This window comes from Amaricoccus macauensis (assembly GCF_049800915.1).
GTDB classification, from domain to species: Bacteria; Pseudomonadota; Alphaproteobacteria; order Rhodobacterales; family Rhodobacteraceae; genus Amaricoccus; species Amaricoccus macauensis_A.
Map to the genome: position 1 here is coordinate 181,819 of NZ_JBNAFY010000004.1, position 19,867 is coordinate 201,685.

Sequence of the window (19,867 nt, forward strand, 5' to 3'; positions counted from 1 at the left end):
CTGACCGCACTCACGTTGTTCGGGTCAGGCAATGAAAGCCGTATAGGCTTCCTCATCCATCAGTTCCTCGAGATCGGAGGGGGTCTCGAGTGTCATCTTGAAGAACCAGCCGGCTTCCATGGGATCTTCGTTCACGAGCGCCGGGTTCTCGACGATGGCCTCGTTCACTTCGGTGATGGTCCCGTCGAGTGGCGCGAGGATGTCGCTCGCGGCCTTGACCGACTCGATCGTCACGATCTCGTCGCCCTTGGCAACCTTCGCGCCTTCTTCCGGCAGTTCCACGAAGACAAGGTCACCGAGTTGCTCCGTTGCGTGCTCGGTGATCCCCACGACAACTTCATCGCCGTCGCGCTTCAGCCACTCGTGTTCCTCGGTGAATTTCAGCATTCCTTGCCATCTCCACTTGGGTTCTTGCTGTCGATTTCGCCTAGCCGCGCTTGTAGCCCGGCGGGATGAACGGCATTTTCGCGACCGTAACCGGAAGCATCTTACCGCGCAGCTTCGCCAGGAGTTGCGTGCCGGGCTCCGAACGTTCCGTAGGGACGTAGCCCATGGCGACGGGACGGTTCAGACTCGGTCCGAAACCGCCCGATGTGATCTTGCCGATGGCTTCACCATCTTCGGAGGCATAAAGCTCGGTGCCTTCGCGCATGGGCGCCCGCCCTTCCGGCAACAGCCCCACGCGCTTGCGCAGCGACCCGCGTGAAATCTGGTCGAGGATCACGGCATCGCCAGGAAATCCGCCTTCCCGCTCGCCGTCCCCGCGACGCACCTTCTGAATTGCCCAGATCAGTCCGGCTTCTATCGGTGTGGTCGTCTCATCAATGTCATGGCCGTAGAGGCAAAGCCCTGCTTCAAGACGAAGTGAGTCGCGCGCCCCCAGCCCGACGGGTTCCACATCAGGAAACGCGGCAAGTCGCGCAACGAAGTCCTGCGCGGAAGACGCCGGCAGGGATATTTCGTAACCGTCCTCTCCCGTATAGCCCGACCGCGATACGACCGCCGGAACGCCATGAAAATCCACGGCGCGGACATCCATGAAACTCATGAGCGCGACATCCGGATGAAGGGCTGCGAGCGCGGCTTCCGCCTTCGGGCCTTGCAGAGCGATAAGAGCCCGGTCAAGTGGTTCCACTTCGCAAGTGGCCGAAAGCGCCTCCTGCATCAGAGCTGTATCCGCAGCCTTGCAGGCCGCATTCACCACCACAAGAAGGTGGTCGCCCCGGTTTGCCACCATCAGGTCGTCGAGGATGCCCCCCCGGTCATCGGTGAAGAAGGCATACCGCTGACGCCCTTCTTCCAGGCCAAGAACGCTTACCGGCACGAGCGCCTCGAATGCACGGGCCGCATCCTCGATGCGCCCGGATTTCGGACGTATGATCACCTGCCCCATATGGCTCACATCGAAAAACCCTGCGGCCTTCCGCGTATGCAGATGTTCTTTCAGTATGCCGAGTGGATAGTTGAGCGGCATGTCGTAGCCGGCAAAAGGCACCATCTTTGCGCCGCGCGACCGATGCCACGCACTGAGAGGCGTCTTCAGAATTTCTTCGACCATTCCCCCACCCAGCTGTGCCTGACCCGCGTGTATGACATCGATCCTAGAGACTGGTCCGGGGGGCTGCAAGTCTCTGCACCCCCAATACGGGATCTCAATTTTCGGCTTTCGAAGAGCTCTCCTGCGTCCCGGGCTGAGCGTTGGCAGCCTCCGCACGCAGCTTGAGCGCCGCAAGACCGCGCTCGTAGTCACCACCGACCAGTTGATCCATGACCAGGCCCATGTAACGCCCCGTCGGCGTATTCCCCATGTCCGCTTCGAGTCCCCATGTCACATTCGTGCTTGTTCCGGATGGCTCCAGCACGAACCATGCTTCACCCGATCCCATTTCGCCAAAATCGAGTGCGGTTCGAACGCTCCGGTTTTCGGTGCTTTCGACGATCTCCTGGCTCCCACGACCGACCTGTGGGTCCATGCTCGACCATTCCATGCGATTTCCGACGCCTTCCGTTGGTCCGCTAAAGACCACCTCCATGTCCGGGTCGTAGTCTGACCATGGCGACCATTCTGCAAAGGTCTGAAGCGAGTTGACCTGTTCAAAAACCACCTCCGCGGGGGCGTCGATCACGACGTCACGTTCTACCGTGATATGGCGCGGCAAGACGTAGGAAAACCCGATCAACACGGCAACGAGAAGCGCCACCCCCACGAGAATTCGCAAGAACGTGACCATGAACCCACCCTCAATTGCACTGGATCGCGCAAGCCTAGGCAATCTCCTCTGGCCAGACAAGGCCGACCTGGGTTCTCGCCTTTTCGCAAGGTGGCGCCCACGCACATGAAACGTGTCAGCCCCCCGCTCGTCCCTTGAGATGGCGCAGAAATTCCTGAACCTTGACAGTGCGATGGAGGTCCACATGGGTCACGAGCCAGAGAGCTGCCGACCAATCCTCGCGAGGCGGCAGGACCTCCAAGAGCCCCTGCGACCCGTCCGGCTCATAGTCCGAGATGAAGCCAATACCCATGCCGTTCCGAACGGCACTGGTGATCACGCTCGGATCCGTTGTACGCAGGGCGAGGCGCGAGGCTGGAACGTTTTCCTCCATCCAACCGGCAAAGGGGAGTCCCCAAGGCTGCCCGACGGATCCCACGAACCAGTGCTCGTCAATATCGCCGTCCACCAGGTGCCCATACCGGTCGATATAGCCTTGACTTGCAAAGAGCCCGAACTGAACCCTGCGAAAAGGTTGAACGACATAGTCCGGATCCTGCGGCTTTTTGCCCGCGCGGATCGCAACATGTGCCTCGCCATGCTCAAGCCGCGCAAGTTGTTCCGTCGCAATGAACTCCAGTTCCACCTCGGGATAGGAACGATGAAAAGCTGCCAAAGCAGGCGTGATCAGCGGAGCACTCGCCGAAAGCGCGGTGATCACGAGCGCGCCCGAAAACTGCCCCGCCTTTCCGCGTCGCCGTCCAGCCAGGTCGACAAACATCTCCTCGGCACGCCCGGCAACCTCAAGTAGATCGCGGCCAGCCTCGGTGAGCGTGTATCCACGTGCATGGCGCTGAAAAAGCGGCGCACCGAAGGCGCCTTCCAGCGTCTCCACATGACGATTGACCGTGGCGCGATGCACGCCGAGGGTTTCTGCGGCAGCTTTCACTGTGCCCAGTCGCGCTACCATCAGTGCCGTTCGCAGCTCTGCCCAATGCTCCATCTCTCGAAATTAGCATTCTCGATATGTCGCATCAACGCGCACAAAGTGCGCATTCCAATCGATTGTGCGCGCAGGGAGGCAGATCTAAATTCCAGCCAAAGGGAAACACCTCTAGGATGACCGCCATGAAACTTCTCGCCTTTGCCGCCACGAACAGCCGCAACTCGATCAACCGGGCGCTGGTGGAATATGCTGCCAACCGTCTCAAGAGCAGCTTTCAGCCTGATGCAGACATCGAGATCATCGACCTCAACGACTATGAGATGCCGATCTACTCCATCGATCGCGAGCAGGAGACGGGCATCCCCGCTGCGGCACGGGATCTCTTCGCAAAAATCGGTGCTGCCGATGGGATCATCGTTTCGTTCGCCGAGCACAACGGGCTTGTCACCGCGGCGTGGAAGAACGCCTTCGACTGGATGAGCCGGATTGACGGCAAGGTTTGGCAAGACAAGCCGATGGTGATGCTCGCAGCATCGCCAGGCCCTCGAGCCGGTGCGAACGTGCTCGCAAGCCAGGAAATGCTGACACCCTTCTTTGGCGGGGAAATTCGCGGCACGCTTGGCATCGGCACCTGGAGCGAGGCCTGGGATGCCGCGAACAGCACCCTGCTGCGCGCCGAGGACAGCGCGGCACTCGACGAGACGCTCGTCAAGCTGGCCGCTTAAGTTAGCAGTCACTCCATCGAATGAGCCGGCGAGTGCAGAAGATGCGCTGGCCGGTTGCGCGCATTTCCTGTCCAGGGCACGTGATCCTCGGCTTTCTGCTTCCACCCGCACTTGTCGCCCCGCGCCGTGGCGGCTAGAACGTGGCACGCATTTTCACGGAAACGGACAGAAGCATGGCCGAGCTTGCCTACAAAGAGCCCGAACCCAAGGTAATCGCGGGCGCGAAGGGCGACTGGGAACTGGTGATCGGACTGGAAGTTCACGCCCAGGTTTCGTCGAAGTCCAAGCTCTTCTCGGGTGCATCAACGGAATTTGGTGCCGAACCCAACAGCAATGTGAGCTTGGTCGATGCTGCCATGCCGGGCATGCTGCCCGTGATCAACGCGTTCTGCGTAGAGCAGGCGGTTCGCACCGGATTGGGCCTGAAGGCCGAGATCAACCTCTTCTCGCGCTTCGACCGGAAAAACTATTTCTACCCCGACCTGCCGCAGGGCTACCAGATCAGCCAACTTTATCATCCGATCGTCGGAGAAGGTGAAATACTCGTCGACATGGCGCCGGGAGTTGCCCGCAAGGTGCGCGTCGAACGCATCCACCTCGAACAGGATGCTGGTAAGTCGATCCACGATCTTGACCCGGACCTCTCCTACGTTGACCTCAACCGGACCGGCGTGGCGCTGATGGAGATCGTTTCGAAGCCCGACATTCGTGGGCCGGAAGAAGCGGCGGAATACGTGCGTAAGCTGCGTCAGATCCTGCGCTACCTCGGCACCTGCGACGGGAACATGCAGGAGGGCTCGCTTCGAGCCGACGTGAACGTGTCCGTGCGGCCCGCTGGCTCCACCGAGCTCGGCACACGCTGCGAAATCAAGAACATGAATTCCATGCGCTTCATCCAGCAGGCCATCGATTACGAGGCTCGGCGCCAGATCGCGATCCTCGAAGATGGCGGCAAGGTGGAGCAGGAAACCCGGCTCTACGACCCGAACAAGGGCGAAACCCGGTCGATGCGTTCGAAGGAAGAGGCGCACGATTACCGTTATTTCCCCGACCCGGACCTTCTGCCGCTCGAATTCGAGCAGGCATGGGTGGACGAAATTGCAAGTGGCCTGCCAGAACTGCCCGACCAGAAGAAGGCCCGGTTCGTTCTGGACTTCGGCATGACGGAATACGATGCCGGTGTCTTGACGGCAGAGGTAGCGAACGCCAACTACTTCGAAGCCGTCGCCGAGGGCCGGGACGGGAAGCAGGCCGCGAACTGGGTCATCAACGAGCTTTTCGGTCGCCTCAACAGGGAAGGCCACTCGATTTCCGAGAGCCCAATTACGCCCGTCCAGCTGGGCGGGTTGCTCGATCTTGTCGCCAGAAACGAAATCTCAGGAAAGATCGCCAAGGATGTCTTCGAGATTCTCTGGACCGAGGGGGGCGATCCGGCGAAAATCGTTGAAGACCGGGGGATGAAGCAGGTCACCGACATGGGCGCCATCGAGGCGGCCGTGGATGAAGTGATTGCAGCAAACCCGGAAAAGGTTACCCAGGCGCAGGCCAAGCCGTCGATGGCGGGCTGGTTTGTCGGCCAGGTGATGAAGGCAACCGGCGGCAAGGCCAACCCGAAGGCCGTCAACGAGGTGGTACGCTCGAAACTTGGGCTCGGGTGAACCCGTATCCGAGGGGGAACTGATGGATCATTTCGACTACAAGGCGGTGCCTGCACCGCGCCGGAGCAAGAAGGCGAAGGGCGTCCGCGAACCCGCCGAGCTCTTCGCGATGACGCTGACCGACGCGATCAATGAGCAGTCGCGTGAAGGCTGGGAATACGTCCGGGCCGAAACGCTTCCGGCCGAGACGCCGCGCGGTTTCTTCCGCCGGGCTGCCGAGGAAGACGTGACGATGCTGATCTTTCGGCGCGCGCGCGCAAGTCGTGACCCTTTGATCGAGGCCCACACTCACGCTGGTGGAGAGCGCCCGCTCATGGCGGCCCGTGCAGAGCCTGCTATTGAGCGCGGCAACGGGAACTACGAGAGTCAGGCGCGCCCTGCCCGGCAAGAACCGCGGTTCTCGCAAGACAATCGGGGTCGCCCGGACGAGTTCTCCTCTCCGCTCCGGCCGACACCGCAACTGGAATCAGCAGACTAGGGAAACGGCGGGGCACCGGTATCAGGTGCCCTCAAGTTCCAGTGTCAGTGCGTGCACACGACCTGCCAGTTCTTCAGCGAGCACCTTGTGAACCGCTCGGCTTCGCCCGACCCGCGAGAGATCGTTCAACGCAGCCGAGCGCATGACAACGCGAAAATGAGTCTCGCCGCCCTCGCGCCAGCCACCATGGCCGCGGTGGTCCTCGCTTTCATCGATGATCTCCAGATAATCAGGAGCAAAGGACTGTGTAAGTTTACTGTGCATCGAATCCCGCACAGGAGTCGCTGTCTCGACCATGGGCCTCTCTCGGTTAAGAACGGGCTTGGCCCGCTCGCCCAAAAGTCTAAACTCTAGCGCCCGAGTCGCAAGCTTGAAAGGATACGGCCCGCGATGAGCCGTCGCTCACCATTCGAATTCGACATTTCCGTCAGCGCCGACAAGAAGAGGCGTGCGCGCGGCCGTGCCAGATCGGGCGCAGTTGAAAGCTCCAGCCGGACCTGCGCCCATCCTGATTGCAACGAGCCCGGAAAATACCGCGCGCCCAGATCGCCCGACCACCTGGATGAGTTTCTGTGGTTCTGCCTCAAGCACGTGCGCGAGTACAACCTTAAGTGGAACTTCTTCGAATCCTCCAGCGACGATGAGCTTGAGCGGCAGTTCGATGCCGACAGGGTCTGGGGACGCCAGACACGACCCTTTGCCAGCGCAGGCGATGGCTCGGGCACGCACCCCCATCCGGAAGGGCGCGCTTGGCAGAGGCTGGGCATCGACGACCCCATGGACATCCTGGGGGAAAAAGGAACGCAGACCCCGCCCGGAGATCGGGCGCGCAGCACGCAACGCCGACTGCCGCCCACCGAGCGCAAGGCACTCGAAATTCTCGAAGCGCAGGACATGCAGACCAAGGCCGAGATCCGGCGCCAGTACAAGGCTCTGGTCAAGGATCTGCACCCCGACATGAACGGTGGACGACGCGACGACGAAGCGCGCCTGTCCGAAGTTGTCTGGGCTTGGGAACAGATCAAGGCAAGCCGGAGTTTCAAGGACTGAGGGTCCGGCGAACAAACTGTCCGGGGGGCCGCTTGCATCCCCGGGTCAATTGCGACACATAAACCCAGACATGGGCCGCCCGATATCCGGGTGGCGAGTGGGGCTGACTACAATGGCGGACGGCAGTATGGAAACGGGCATCGAACCCTCGGTCGATTTCAGTGTGCGCGATCTCTTCGGAATCGACACGGATATGACCATAAAGGGCTTTCCCGATCGCTCCGACAGGGTGCCGGATATCGACCCGACATACAGGTTCGACCAGGATACGACCCTCGCGATTCTTGCGGGCTTCGCCCATAATCGCCGTGTGATGATCCAAGGGTATCACGGCACGGGAAAGTCGACCCACATTGAACAGGTTGCAGCTCGCCTCAACTGGCCCTGCGTGCGCGTAAACCTCGACAGCCACATCAGCCGCATCGACCTGATCGGCAAGGATGCGATCAAGCTGCGCGATGGCGTGCAGGTGACCGAGTTCCAGGAGGGCATCCTGCCCTGGGCTCTGCGCAATCCGACGGCGATCGTTTTCGACGAGTATGACGCCGGCCGCCCGGACGTGATGTTCGTGATCCAGCGAATTCTCGAAGTAGACGGCAAACTCACGCTGCTCGACCAGAACAAGGTGATCCATCCGAACCCGTATTTCCGGCTCTTCGCGACGGCCAACACGGTCGGTCTGGGTGACACCACGGGCCTCTATCACGGCACTCAGCAGATAAACCAGGGCCAGATGGACCGCTGGAGCCTCGTCGTGACGCTCAACTACCTTGAGCACGATGCGGAAGTGGACATCGTGGTGGCCAAGCACATGGAATACGGCGACGCAGAAGGTCGCAAGACGGTCAAACGCATGGTGACGGTCGCGGATCTCACGCGCGCAGCCTTCATGAACGGCGATCTCTCGACCGTCATGAGCCCGCGCACCGTGCTGGCTTGGGCCGAGAACGCGAAAATCTTTGGGGATGTCGGCTTCGCCTTCCGTCTCACCTTCCTGAACAAATGCGATGAACTGGAGCGCCAGACGGTTGCCGAGTTCTATCAGCGCTGCTTCGATGCCGAGCTGCCTGAAAGTGCTGCCAGCGTCAGCCTGGGCTGATCGGAGGCACATTGAGCAAACCCGGCACAAACAACCCGGCGGATCCGTTCAAGAAGGCGCTCTCGGAAGCAACGCGCGCGATGGCGTCCGACAAGGACCTCCAGATCGCATTCAGCGTCGATCCGCCCGGACTTCGCGAAGAAACCATGCGCCTGCCTCAGGTCACACGGAGGATGACGCGTGACGAGGTTATGCTGGCACGCGGAACCGCGGATGCATATGCATTGCGTCTTCGCTTTCACGACAACGCCACCCACCGGCGATATGCCCCTCAGGGCGATATTGCGTCGGAGCTTTTCGAAGCGATGGAAACCGCGCGTTGCGAAGCCGTGGGTGCCCGCGCCATGCCCGGAACTGCGGGCAACATCGACGCCAAGATCGCAGCTGAAGCCGCTCGTGCGGGCTATGCCGACATTTCCGACCCCGCTCGGGCACCACTCGCGCAGGCCGCGGGTTACATGATCCGGCAACTTGCCACGGGGCGGGATCTGCCGGCTGGCGCCGAGAATGTCCTCAATCTCTGGCGCGGTTTTCTCGAGAGCCATGCCGCTGATACCTTCGAGAACCTCGACGAGGTGCTCGAGGACCAGCGGGCCTTCGCCAAATTTGCCCGGCAGGTCATCACTGATCTCGGATACGGGGAGCAACTCGGGGAAGATCCCGATGATGTGCCTCTCGACGAGGATGATGACGACCAGCCCGATGACTCCGGCGAGGACGAAGAGGAGCAGGATCAGCCAGGCGGGGACGCACAGGACGATTCCGAGCAGGAAAGCACAAGCCAGGACAGCGCACCGGAACAGTCCGCCGACGAGGACCAGCTACAGGCGGCACTCGAAAGCTCGGACGACGGCGACATGGCCGAGGATGCCGAGATCGAGCAGGGCGAGGCGGACGAAGAGCCCCTGCCCCCGCCGATTTCCGAGGCCGACCCCGGCTACAAGGTTTTCGAAACCAGGTTCGACGAGGAAATTCGCGCCGAAGAGTTGGCCGATCCGCTCGAGCTGGAACGCCTTCGGAGCTACCTGGATCAACAGCTTGAGCCGTTGAAGGGCGCGGTCGCACGTCTTGCGAACAAGCTCCAGCGCAGGTTACAAGCACAGCAGAACCGGGCTTGGGAGTTCGATCTGGAAGAGGGCACGCTCGACGCGGGCCGGCTTGCGCGGGTCATTGCAAACCCCTTAACCCCCCTTTCGTTCAAGCGGGAACGCGATACCGAGTTCCGCGACACGATCGTCACGCTGCTTCTCGACAATTCCGGATCGATGCGGGGCCGGCCGATCTCCATCGCCGCGATTTCGGCGGATGTGCTTGCCCGAACCCTTGAGCGTTGCCAGGTCAAGGTCGAAATCCTCGGCTTCACCACGCGCGCCTGGAAGGGTGGGCAAAGCCGAGAAAACTGGCTTGCCGAAGGGCGCCCCTCGCTGCCGGGGCGGCTCAACGATCTTCGCCATATCATCTACAAGCAGGCAGACGCCCCTTGGCGGCGTGCCCGACCCAATCTCGGGTTGATGATGAAGGAAGGTCTTCTCAAGGAGAATATCGACGGAGAGGCGCTCGAATGGGCCCACCGCCGAATGCTTGGCCGCCCTGAAGCGCGCAAGGTGCTGATGGTGATTTCGGACGGTGCGCCGGTCGATGACTCGACCCTTTCGGTCAACCCGCCGAACTACCTCGAGAAGCACCTGCGTGACGTAATCGAAATGGTCGAGCGGCGCAGGGCCGTCGAACTTGTCGCCATCGGTATCGGTCATGATGTGACCCGGTACTATCAGCGCGCGGTTACGATTACCGACGTGGAACAGCTCGCAGGCGCGATGACCGAGCAGTTGGCAAGCCTTTTTGACAACGATCCCGTGCTGGCCGGGCGCAGGGCCCGCTTCCAATCCAGGAACTAGACACTACCTGCCAGTCAGCGGGATCTACATCTCTTTGGAACGAGGGGCTGACATGAGCGTTGAAGTGACTGGAATCGGAGGGTTCATCCTTCTTGTTCTGAACATTTGGGCCATAGTTTCCGTCATAGGGTCCAGCACAAGCACTGCAAAGAAGGTGATCTGGATCCTTGTCATACTCCTCCTTCCTCTACTGGGGTTCATTGCCTGGCTGATTATCGGCCCGCGGTCGGCACGCCCCTGATATCGGAGCAATTATGCACGTCTTCATCTGCCAGAAATGCGGCAACATGCTGCATTTCGAAAACTCGACATGTCTGAATTGCGGAACTTCACTTGGCTTCCTGCCCGAGTCCCTGACGCTCAGCGCAATTGACCGGCAGGCCGATGGAAGTTTGAGCGCAGTCGCCGCACCCAATGCGATGTACAAGCCATGCGGGAATGCCACCGTTGCACATTGCAACTGGCTGGTCCGTGCGGACTCGGAAGAAACCTTCTGTGCCGCCTGCAGGCTCAACCGAACGATTCCTGACCTTTCGGTAGCTGGCAATGACGAGCGCTGGCAGTCGATCGAGGAAGCGAAGCGACGGCTGATCTATGCGTTGAAGAGACTGAATCTGCCTCTGACAAGCCGCCTCAATGACCAGGAGAATGGGCTTGCCTTCGATTTCCTGGCCGACAAGCCGAATGATCCCGCCATGACTGGCCATGCCGATGGCCTCGTCACGATCAATATCTCCGAGGCGGATTCCGCAGAGCGCGAGCGCCGTCGGATTGAGCTCGGAGAGCCCTATCGGACCATGCTCGGACACCTCCGTCACGAGGTCGGCCACTACTATTGGGATGTGCTGGTTCGGGATGGCGGCAAGCTCGATGCGGCGCGCGCCGTGTTCGGCGATGAGCGCGCAAGCTACAGCGAAGCCTTGAAACGACACTACGAGAACGGCGCTCCCGCCGGATGGGAAAGTGCCTATGTCAGCGCCTATGCGACGATGCACCCCTGGGAGGATTTCGCGGAGACCTGGACTCACTATCTTCACATGGCCGACACGCTGGACACCGCGGCAAGCTTCGGTCTGGCCATTGACCCGGTTGCGACCGATGACGAGGAGGTCAACACGGAAGTCGCCTTCGACCCATATACGGAGCCGAGGTTCCAGAGGATGGTGGACGCGTGGATACCACTGACCGTGGCCGTCAACAGCCTGAACCGCTCAATGGGACAGCGAGATCTCTATCCCTTTGTGCTCAGCGACCCCGCCATCGCAAAGCTGGGCTTTATCCACGACCTCGTTCGAGGGGCCTTGTAACCCAGAGGGCAAAGGCGACACTGGCGAGAAGGACAACGAGCGGAAGCCCCAGCGCTGCTTGAACAGTAAAAGACCAGAGGGTTTCGAGGCCAAGCCCCTTGATGCCCTCGGAGAGATCATAGTAGCCGCGCGGCATCGCGGATCGAATGACATCTTCGGCCGAAACGAGGCGGAATTTGATACCCCGCAGCATCGTTGACTGCCAATCCAGCCATCCCCTCCAGAGGGCGGCAAAGGCTAGTCCGACGACAAGTAAAGTCCGCATGGCTACCACTCAACTCAAACGCGATTCACATGTGATTAAAATACCTTCTGTTGACCAGTGCGGCAAACACTCGATAAACGAATGGTAAAGATGGGGGACGGAACCGTTAACACCATACAGACCTTCAATCGTCGCACGACGCCCGAGACCGGCGCTCCACGGCTGGCGCTCTTGCGCGAAGCCATGCAGGCCGCAAACGTTGATGCCTTTCTCGTTCCCCGTGCAGATGCGCATCAGGGCGAGAATGTGGCGGCGTGCGATGAGCGCTTGGCATGGCTGACGAGTTTCACGGGATCGGCAGGCTTTGCCGCGGCGACCCAGGATGCCGCGGGCCTCTTCGTTGACGGTCGCTATACCATTCAATCTCGAATTGAGGTCGATGAAGCCGCGTTCTCAATTCTGCGCCATCCCGAAGACAAGTTGTCCGACTGGTTGCGGAATGCGCTTTCGCCAGGCCGGCGGATCGGCTTCGATCCATGGCTCCATACGGCGGGCGAAATCGAACGCCTCGAGAGCGATCTGCGAAGCGCACAGCTCACGATGGTTCCCTGCCCGAACCTCGTGGACCGGGTCTGGAAGGATCGTCCCCCAGCGCCTTCGGCCCCGATCCTGCCCCATCCGATTGAGGTAGCCGGCCGCAGTTCGTCACAGAAGCGTGCCGCCTTGTCCGCTGATCTGAAAGACGCTGGCCTTGCCGCGTTCGTCCTGAGCCTGACCGATTCAATCGCGTGGCTCCTGAACATTCGCGGGGCCGACATTCCGCGCACGCCCGTTCCGCGTGCGTTCGCAATCCTGCATGATGGTGGAAACGTCCAGCTATTCACCGCCCCATCACGTTGCGACGATAGGCTTAAATCCCATCTTGGCCCCGATGTGGCGATCCTGCCCCCCTCGGACTTCGAGGGTGCGATCGGGGCGCTCTCCGGAAGGATCGGCGTCGACAAGTCGAGCGCGCCTTTCTGGATCTCCGACAGGTTGCGGGCTGCGGGCCAGGATGTTCACTGGGCGCGGGACCCCTGCATTCTTCCCAAGGCCCGAAAGACCGATGCGGAGATCGCGGGCAGTCGGGACGCACACCTGCGAGATGGCGCGGCCATGGCCAGGTTTCTTGCCTGGCTGGACGCCGAGGCACCACGGGGCGCGCTTACCGAAATCGATATTGTGCGCCGGCTGGAGGCATTCCGGGCAGAAACCGGCGAACTGCGCGATATCTCGTTCGAGACGATCTGTGGTGCCGGCCCGAACGGCGCAATCGTCCATTACCGGGTCAACGAGTCGAGCAATCGGGCGATCAATCCGGGTGAACTGCTGCTTGTCGACAGCGGAGCGCAGTATCAGGATGGAACCACGGATATTACTCGAACCATCGCGGTCGGCAGTGCACCCGTAGAGGCGTGCAAGCCCTTCACGCTGGTGCTCAAGGGCCTGATTTCCATGAGCCGGCTCCACTGGCCCGAGGGGCTCGCGGGCGCGCATATCGACGCATGTGCACGAGCCGCGCTCTGGGCCGCCGGACTGGACTATGATCATGGCACAGGGCATGGCGTGGGCTCGTATCTCGGTGTGCACGAAGGTCCGCAGTCGCTCTCTCGTCGTTCAATGGAGAAGATCGAACCGGGAATGTTTCTGTCGATCGAACCCGGCTACTACCGCGAGGGTGCCTTCGGAATCCGTATTGAGAACCTCGCGGTCGTTCAAACCCCTGAAATTCCCGGAGGCGGCGAGCGAAAGATGCTTGGATTCGAGACGCTTACCTTCGCTCCCATTGATCGGAAACTGATTGACCCTAGCCTCCTCACACAGGTGGAGCGCGATTGGATTGATGACTATCATAGGGAAGTATTGAACAGGATCTCTCCCCTTCTGGACGAGAAGACTGTATCCTGGCTACGACTTGCCTGCTCCGCGTTGTGATCGCGTGCCGCTCTGGACCGGCGCGTCACCATGGAAGGACTGGAAATGCTTACGAAGAAAATCACCATTGTCCCTGCCGAGGGAACCTGGGTTGTCCGCGCCGGCGGTGCGGTCATCGGCGAAAGCACGAATGCGCTTGAGTTGATAGAGGACGGGTCGGCCTCGCAGATCTATTTCCCGCAGGATGATATTGGAATGGCGTTCCTCGAAGCTTCGGAACAAGAAGCACAGATCGATGGACTCGGCCGCGCGGCGTATTTCGGTATCGTGACCCGGTCGACCACAATCCAGAAGGCGGCCTGGACCTACTCCGAACCAGAGAGCAATGCTGCCAGGATTGCAGGCCACATCTCTTTCGATCCGAACAAGGTAACCGTCGAGCGCGTCTAGGACACGCCCGAAAGGGAAGGCAGACAAAGGCATGTGCAGGGCGATCAGGTTCTGGTTAGCGCCTTGTCGAGAATCTGCCTGTGCAATGGTTTTCCGGCTACGAACACGCCCGGTGAGGTCGGCATCTCTTTGTTGAAGATCAGGGCCTCACCACGACGATCCGTGACCATGGCGCCAGCTTCACTGGCAATCAGGGCACCGGCCGCGATATCCCAGTTCCAGGTATCGCGGAAAGTGATCATGCCGTCGAAACGCCCCTCGGCGGCAAGGCACATACGATAGGCAATCGACGATCTGAAATGGCGCTCGAGCGTCGGAACGCCCCCCGGCCAGAAACGCGGGTCAAGCTGGCTGGATGTGACGAGCACCCTTGCCCCGGACAGATCGCCGCAATGACTTGACCGGATCGGCTGGCCATTGCACGTGGCACCTGCCCCATCCTGCGCGCAGTACATCCTTTCCAGACGCGGCATATGCACCACCGCCGCTACCGGCCTGCCATCCTCCACCACAGCCAGGGAATGCCCCCAGGCATTCCCTCCCTCGACGAAAGCCCGGGTCCCGTCAATCGGGTCCACCACGAAAACCCGTTTGCGCCCCAAGCGGTCCGTGCTGTCTTCGCTCTCCTCGGAAAGCCAGCCGTAATCCGGCCGCGCCGCCAAGAGCATCGTCTTGAGCGTCTCATCGACCTCGATATCGGCGTCCGTGACCGGGCCTTGATCACCGGGCTTCTGACGCGCCGCACGGCTTCCGACAAAATGACGTTGCGCGATTTCACCTGCGGTTTTCGCCGCTTCGACAAGTAGAGCGAGGTCAGCTTCCGGCAATGACCAGCCCTTCGACCAGCAAACTGGGAACCACCCGGCTCAGATGCGCGCGCGCGTCATTTGCCGCCACGATCTTGCCAAGCATATTGCGGAGGTTGCCGGCTATCGTGCATTCGTTGACCGGCCGCGTGATCTCACCGTTCTCCACCCAGAATCCGCTCGCGCCGCGCGAGTAGTCACCGGTGTTCGGGTTGATGGTCGAACCGATCAACCCGGTCACGAGCAAGCCCGTACCCATGTCCCGAAGGAGGTCTTCCCGGCTCTTATCGCCCTGTGTCAGAGCCAGGTTCGAAACGGCCGGGCTCGGAGGCGCACTCGTGCCGCGGGCAGCGTTCCCCGTGCTCTTCATCCCGAGCTTTCTTGCGTTCGCGAGATCCAGCGTCCACCCCTGCAGCACGCCGTCAAGAACAAGCGCGCGCCGCGCGACCGGAAGCCCCTCCGCGTCAAAGGGCCGCGATCCCGAAACGCGCGGCCGCCTCGGCTCTTCGATGAGGTCCATACCGCGCGGAAGCACCTGTTCACCCAGCGCCTCCTTCAACCAGGAAGCGCCCCGCGCGACGGCGGATCCATTCACGGCCTGTACGAGATGACCGACCAGGCTCGACGCCACACGCTCGTCAAAGAGCACGGGCCATGCGCCGGTCGGCGGGCGACCGCTCCCGATGCGCGCCACGGTTCTCTCACCTGCCAGGGTCCCTATGGCCTGTGCAGTGGGGAGGTCGGAGCGATAGTTGCGCACTTCGAAGGCGTAATCACGCTCCATTCCCACGTTATCGCCGCTGATCGCAACGGCCTGTATAGCGTTGCTTGTGCGGGCATAGCCGCCCGAGAATCCATTGCTGGCCGCAAGGTGAATGCGGCTGTGATTCCAGCTTGCACCGGCGCCATCCATCTTGGTCACGCCATCAATCGAAAGTGCGGCAGCTTCCGCTTCCAGTGCCATCACCTTCAACTCATCCGGAGACGGGGCAGCACCAGGATCCTCCAGTTCGAGGCTCCCGATATCCCAATCCGACGCCAGCTCCGCCGGATCTGCCAGACCGCAGAAGGGATCCTCCGGAGCCTCCCGCGCCATGGCCACGGAACGTCCCGCCATTTCCTCGATCGTCGTCTCGCTGATATCGCTCGCGGAAACGCATGCCTGGCCCTGGCCCACGAAAACGCGCAGCCCGATATCCACGCCTTCAGCCCGTTCGGCATGCTCGAGGCCGCCATCGCGAACTTCGATGGACAAACTGTCTCCTGCGACGACAATCGCGTCCGCGGCGTCGGCACCGGCCTTCTGCGCCGCCTCAAGCAGCCTTTCGGCCAACCGGGAAAGATCCTGCGTCATCGGCACACCGCCTGCAGGCAAACACCCGGCAATCCAATAGCTCTAAAACGCGGGATTGCCCGGGGGGCCCGAACGCTTGCGGAGACAGTCATCAACCACCTTCAGATCAGCAATAAACATCTGACCTAGCTAGGGTGAAACACCGCTACAGGCAACCTCTTGTGATTCGAGACGTTCAGCCCAGCGCCCGAACCGGATTGAGCCGTCGACGCTGGCCATATCTCGGCGCAGTCAGGACAGTCTGATGCCCGCCCTGCCCGCCAAGCTCTAGGGTGCGCTCGCGCAGAACCTCGGTGGCCTCCGCTGATCCGGATGGCAAGGTTGCCGGATCTATCGCTTCGCCGATCGTGATCTTGTAGGGCTGGTGCTTCTTGTTCAGCACCTCGTGGAACAGAGTGATGTCGCGCAAGGTCGGATGAATGCGGTCGAAAAGATAGAAGATCGCGGAATTCCGGGCGGTGATGTGGAGCGGCAGGATCGGCAGATTGAACCGTCGCGCGAGCATGGCCCCGCTCGGCAGCCAGGGGCGCTCGTGCAGGGAAAGCCAGCGTCGCTTTGCAAGACGACCGGACGGGAAGAGGACCGCGAGTCGACCATCCTTGAACGCGGAATGGGCGTAGGTCATCGTTTCCCGGTTCTGCTTGTGACTGCGTTTTTCGGGGCGCCACTCGACAGGGGCAATCAACTCGGAGAGCTGCGGCATGACGCGGATCGCGTCGGCATTCGCGAATACGAACAGATCCGGTCTCCGCCGCGCCAGAGCGCTGTAGAGAACGATGCCGTCCGCAATTCCGGTGGGATGATTTGCGACGACCATCGCAGGCCCACTGGTCGGCACGTTGTCGAGTCCCTGAACATCCACATGCCGGGCAAACATATCGGCGAGGGCGTCCATGACGTCCGTCCCCTGCGGCATTGTCTCGAGAACTTCACCAACTGCGACCGTGCGATCATACTGAAGCAGAAGATGCAGAAGCCTTTTGACAGCCGCCACCGCCAGCCCCTGACGCTCCAGCCAGGGCGCTCTCTCGTGGATTAGCTGATCGACCACATCACGAACCATAATGCGCCCCCATTTATCGCGCCATCCTGACATATTGATGACAGAATGGCGAAATCAACCGCCCGTTATCCCTAACAGGCGAGATACCATCTCATTGGTATCCTTGGAAAGGTCCCGCTTGGCCAAGAGCCGCTCCAGTTGCTCTCGCATTGCGATCCTTCGATCTTCGGCAAAACTCCTCCACGCTGAAAATGCCGAAGTCAGACGCGCGGTCGTCTGCGGATTCACGTCGTCCAGACGTATCAGCCAATCGACCACCAGGCGATATCCGGCCCCGCCCGGCACATGGAATCCAGCCGTGTTTCCCATCGCAAAGCTGCCGATCAACGATCTGAAACGATTGGGATTCTTCAAGTCGAAGTCGGGATGTCGGGTGAGTTCATCAACGACCAGGACCGCCTTTTCCGGAGGGGTCTGCACCGCCTGGACGGCAAACCACTTGTCGACAACCAACCTGTCCGAGCTCCAGTCGGCATAGAATTGCCGAAGCGCGTCATCTTCCCGCCCATGAGCGACGAGAAGGGAGAGAGCGGACATTCGCTCAGTCATGTTGTCAGCAGAGGAAAACTGCGTTTCGGCAAGCCCGGCGTCCGGATTGTCAGCCGTCAACAGGGCCAGGGCTCGCGATCTGAAGGCCCGACGACCGGCGGATGATGCATCCGGCGTATACGGTCCCGAGACCGTATGCTCTGCGTAGATCGCCTCCAACGGCTCCCTGATACTGGCCCCGATCTTGCGCTCAAGTGCACGGCGCGCCTCGTGAATTGACAAGGGATCAGGCGTATGCCCCTCGCTTGCGAGGGCAGCAACCACCTCATCGACGCTTGGCAAGGCGAGCGCCAGAGCCTTGAACGCCGGGTCAAGCATTGGGTCGGTCGCGACCTCGGCCAACGCCGAGAAATATTCGTCCGCCGGCTCGACACCTGCCTCTCGGGACATCTGGCCGATCAGTGCGAGCGCAAGCGACCGGCCCGCCTCCCATTTGTTGAACGGATCGGTATCCTTTGCGAGCAGGAAGGAAAGCTGCTCCGGCCCCGTTTCCCGTTCCAGAATGACTGGCGCCGAGAACTCCCGCAGCAGTGAAGGAACAGGTTTTTCCGCCACGTCCCAACTGAAGCTCTGCTCGGAGCGGGTAATTTCCATCAGGCCGGTCTCGAACTCCTCGCCTCCAGGGGAAATGAGGCCATAGGCCACGGGTATGACCACCTCCGCCTTGTGCGGCTGCCCCGGCGTCGCCGGAGTATGTTGGGAGAAGGTAAGCGTGTAGCGCCCATCCGCGAAGGTCTCCTTCACGCCAAGCCGCGGCGTACCGGCCTGGGAATACCACAACTTGAAATGGGAAAGGTCCCGCCCGGACGCATCCTCGAAGACCTTTATCCAGTCCTCGATTGTGCAGGCCTCCCCGTCATGGCGCCGAAAATAGAGATCTAGAGCCTCGGCATAGGTTTCTGCCCCGACAAGACGTCGCAGCATCCCGATCAGCTCGGCACCCTTCTCGTAGACAGTCGCCGTGTAGAAATTGTTGATCTCTATGTATTCTTCCGGCCTGACAGGGTGCGCGAGCGGTCCCGCGTCCTCCCGGAACTGCGCCGCCCGCAGGCGTATCACATCCTCGATCCGTTTCACCGCCCTGCTGCGCTGATCCCCCGAGAATTGCTGGTCCCGGAAGACCGTCAGACCTTCCTTGAGGCAGAGCTGGAACCAGTCGCGGCAGGTGATCCTGTTGCCCGTCCAGTTGTGAAAATACTCATGGGCGATGATCGCCTCGATATTGGCATAGTCCGAATCCGTGGCCGTTTCCGGGCTTGCGAGCACGTATTTGGAGTTGAAGATGTTCAGTCCCTTGTTCTCCATCGCGCCCATGTTGAAGTCGTCCACGGCGACGATCATGAAACGGTCGAGATCGTATTCGCGGCCGTAGACCTCCTCGTCCCACGCCATGGATCGCTTCAGGGCATCCATGGCATAGGCACAGCGCGGCTCGTCGCCCGCCCTGACCCAGATCTGCAGCAGCACATCCCGTCCCGAGCAGGTGACGAACCGATCTTCGACGGCGCGCAGATCGCCGGCCACGAGGGCGAAGAGATAGGATGGCTTGCGGTGGGGATCCTCCCACTCGGCCCAGCCCGGCCCCTGCCCCGTCAGATTGCCGTTTGAAAGAAGAACCGGAACGTCCCCCTCGATCCGGACCCGGTAGGTTGCCATCACGTCCGGGCGGTCCGGGTAGAAGGTGATCTTTCGGAAACCCTGCGCCTCGCACTGGGTGCAATACATGCCACCCGACATGTAGAGCCCCTCGAGCGCCGAGTTCGAAAGCGGCGCGATCTCGGTTTCCGCGGTCCAGACGAACGGCCCATCGGGGATATGCTCGGCCGATACTGAAAGGCCCTCGTCATCCTGCACGAGCACATCCGGGGCAAGCGGGCTGGCGTTGATCGCAGCCGAGATCAGCTTCAGCCCCCGCCCATCGAGACGCAAATCCCGCGACGGGCCGGAGACGGCTGGGTTCGGTCGCATCTCGAGCCTCGCCAGAACCCGTGTCGCCTCCGGGTCCAATCGAAATGTCAATTCGGCGCGATCCACGAGATAGGCCGGCGGTGTGTAGTCAGCGAGCCGGATTGCCGGGGTCTGGGCATCAGTGCGCAGCATGTCATTCCCTTTTTCGATCGGCGCATGCTTCCACCATGGCGTGAAATTGGTCAAG

20 protein-coding genes are annotated in these 19,867 nt (G+C 61.1%); 10 read left to right on the top strand and 10 right to left on the bottom strand.

Annotation, left to right across the window (positions count from 1 at the left end):
- Window positions 1-24: 24 nt before the first annotated feature.
- From gcvH to ACP15W_RS11475, 4 genes are all read right to left on the bottom strand, one after another.
- Window positions 25-384, bottom strand: coding sequence for a glycine cleavage system protein GcvH (gene gcvH, locus ACP15W_RS11460; protein WP_424933400.1), 360 nt, complete (start codon window positions 382-384; stop codon window positions 25-27).
- A gap of 43 nt (window positions 385-427) precedes the next feature.
- Window positions 428-1,558, bottom strand: coding sequence for a glycine cleavage system aminomethyltransferase GcvT (gcvT, locus tag ACP15W_RS11465; protein WP_424933028.1), 1,131 nt, complete (start codon window positions 1,556-1,558; stop codon window positions 428-430).
- A gap of 94 nt (window positions 1,559-1,652) precedes the next feature.
- The gene (locus ACP15W_RS11470; protein WP_424933029.1) at window positions 1,653-2,231 is read right to left on the bottom strand and encodes an SRPBCC family protein; all 579 of its coding nucleotides are present in this window, start codon (window positions 2,229-2,231) and stop codon (window positions 1,653-1,655) included.
- Between the two features lie 115 nt (window positions 2,232-2,346).
- Window positions 2,347-3,213: a LysR family transcriptional regulator gene (locus ACP15W_RS11475; protein ID WP_424933030.1), complete on the bottom strand. Its 867-nt coding sequence runs from the start codon at window positions 3,211-3,213 to the stop codon at window positions 2,347-2,349.
- Window positions 3,214-3,338: 125 nt separating this feature from the next.
- On the opposite strand from ACP15W_RS11475, the gene ACP15W_RS11480 reads away from it, so the two are divergent.
- The 3 genes from ACP15W_RS11480 to ACP15W_RS11490 all read left to right on the top strand — a co-directional run bounded on the left by ACP15W_RS11480 (window position 3,339) and on the right by ACP15W_RS11490 (window position 6,017).
- Entirely contained in the window at window positions 3,339-3,881 is a 543-nt protein-coding gene (locus ACP15W_RS11480) for an NADPH-dependent FMN reductase (RefSeq protein WP_424933031.1), read from the top strand.
- Window positions 3,882-4,054: 173 nt separating this feature from the next.
- On the top strand, window positions 4,055-5,539 hold the full coding sequence (gene gatB, locus ACP15W_RS11485; protein WP_424933032.1) for an Asp-tRNA(Asn)/Glu-tRNA(Gln) amidotransferase subunit GatB: 1,485 nt from the start codon (window positions 4,055-4,057) through the stop codon (window positions 5,537-5,539).
- Between the two features lie 22 nt (window positions 5,540-5,561).
- Window positions 5,562-6,017, top strand: coding sequence for a DUF4177 domain-containing protein (locus ACP15W_RS11490; RefSeq protein WP_424933033.1), 456 nt, complete (start codon window positions 5,562-5,564; stop codon window positions 6,015-6,017).
- A 21-nt stretch (window positions 6,018-6,038) separates the two neighbouring features.
- On the opposite strand, the gene ACP15W_RS11495 is transcribed toward ACP15W_RS11490, so the two are convergent.
- Window positions 6,039-6,314: a BolA family protein gene (locus ACP15W_RS11495; protein WP_424933034.1), complete on the bottom strand. Its 276-nt coding sequence runs from the start codon at window positions 6,312-6,314 to the stop codon at window positions 6,039-6,041.
- Window positions 6,315-6,407: 93 nt separating this feature from the next.
- Between ACP15W_RS11495 and ACP15W_RS11500 the strand changes: the two genes are divergently transcribed.
- The 5 genes from ACP15W_RS11500 (at window position 6,408) to ACP15W_RS11520 (ending at window position 11,371) form a co-directional block, all read left to right on the top strand.
- On the top strand, window positions 6,408-7,067 hold the full coding sequence (locus ACP15W_RS11500) for a DnaJ domain-containing protein (RefSeq protein WP_424933035.1): 660 nt from the start codon (window positions 6,408-6,410) through the stop codon (window positions 7,065-7,067).
- 112 nt (window positions 7,068-7,179) lie between these two features.
- Entirely contained in the window at window positions 7,180-8,166 is a 987-nt protein-coding gene (cobS, locus tag ACP15W_RS11505) for a cobaltochelatase subunit CobS (RefSeq protein ID WP_424933036.1), read from the top strand.
- Between the two features lie 11 nt (window positions 8,167-8,177).
- The gene (gene cobT, locus ACP15W_RS11510; protein WP_424933037.1) at window positions 8,178-10,064 is read left to right on the top strand and encodes a cobaltochelatase subunit CobT; all 1,887 of its coding nucleotides are present in this window, start codon (window positions 8,178-8,180) and stop codon (window positions 10,062-10,064) included.
- Between the two features lie 52 nt (window positions 10,065-10,116).
- Entirely contained in the window at window positions 10,117-10,305 is a 189-nt protein-coding gene (locus ACP15W_RS11515) for a PLDc N-terminal domain-containing protein (protein WP_424933038.1), read from the top strand.
- A 13-nt stretch (window positions 10,306-10,318) separates the two neighbouring features.
- Window positions 10,319-11,371: a zinc-binding metallopeptidase family protein gene (locus ACP15W_RS11520; protein WP_424933039.1), complete on the top strand. Its 1,053-nt coding sequence runs from the start codon at window positions 10,319-10,321 to the stop codon at window positions 11,369-11,371.
- Here the strand turns inward: ACP15W_RS11520 and ACP15W_RS11525 are convergent.
- The gene (locus ACP15W_RS11525) at window positions 11,340-11,636 is read right to left on the bottom strand and encodes a hypothetical protein (protein ID WP_424933040.1); all 297 of its coding nucleotides are present in this window, start codon (window positions 11,634-11,636) and stop codon (window positions 11,340-11,342) included. The genes ACP15W_RS11520 and ACP15W_RS11525 overlap by 32 nt on opposite strands.
- An 81-nt stretch (window positions 11,637-11,717) precedes the next feature.
- Here ACP15W_RS11525 and ACP15W_RS11530 point away from each other — a divergent pair, with 81 nt between their 5' ends.
- Window positions 11,718-13,550, top strand: a complete 1,833-nt coding sequence (locus ACP15W_RS11530; RefSeq protein WP_424933041.1) for an aminopeptidase P family protein — start codon at window positions 11,718-11,720, stop codon at window positions 13,548-13,550.
- 45 nt (window positions 13,551-13,595) lie between these two features.
- On the top strand, window positions 13,596-13,940 hold the full coding sequence (locus tag ACP15W_RS11535) for a DUF427 domain-containing protein (protein WP_424933042.1): 345 nt from the start codon (window positions 13,596-13,598) through the stop codon (window positions 13,938-13,940).
- A 44-nt stretch (window positions 13,941-13,984) separates the two neighbouring features.
- Here the strand turns inward: ACP15W_RS11535 and ACP15W_RS11540 are convergent, their stop codons facing one another.
- The 4 genes from ACP15W_RS11540 to pepN form a co-directional block, all read right to left on the bottom strand.
- Window positions 13,985-14,767, bottom strand: coding sequence for an inositol monophosphatase family protein (locus ACP15W_RS11540; protein ID WP_424933044.1), 783 nt, complete (start codon window positions 14,765-14,767; stop codon window positions 13,985-13,987).
- Window positions 14,754-16,100: a TldD/PmbA family protein gene (locus ACP15W_RS11545; protein WP_424933045.1), complete on the bottom strand. Its 1,347-nt coding sequence runs from the start codon at window positions 16,098-16,100 to the stop codon at window positions 14,754-14,756. Before ACP15W_RS11545 ends, ACP15W_RS11540 begins: the two co-directional genes overlap by 14 nt.
- 175 nt (window positions 16,101-16,275) lie before the next feature.
- Window positions 16,276-17,163: a 1-acyl-sn-glycerol-3-phosphate acyltransferase gene (locus ACP15W_RS11550; RefSeq protein WP_424933046.1), complete on the bottom strand. Its 888-nt coding sequence runs from the start codon at window positions 17,161-17,163 to the stop codon at window positions 16,276-16,278.
- A 54-nt stretch (window positions 17,164-17,217) separates the two neighbouring features.
- Window positions 17,218-19,812 (bottom strand): aminopeptidase N, encoded by a 2,595-nt coding sequence (pepN, locus tag ACP15W_RS11555; protein WP_424933047.1) that lies wholly within the window; start codon window positions 19,810-19,812, stop codon window positions 17,218-17,220.
- Window positions 19,813-19,867: the final 55 nt, after the last annotated feature.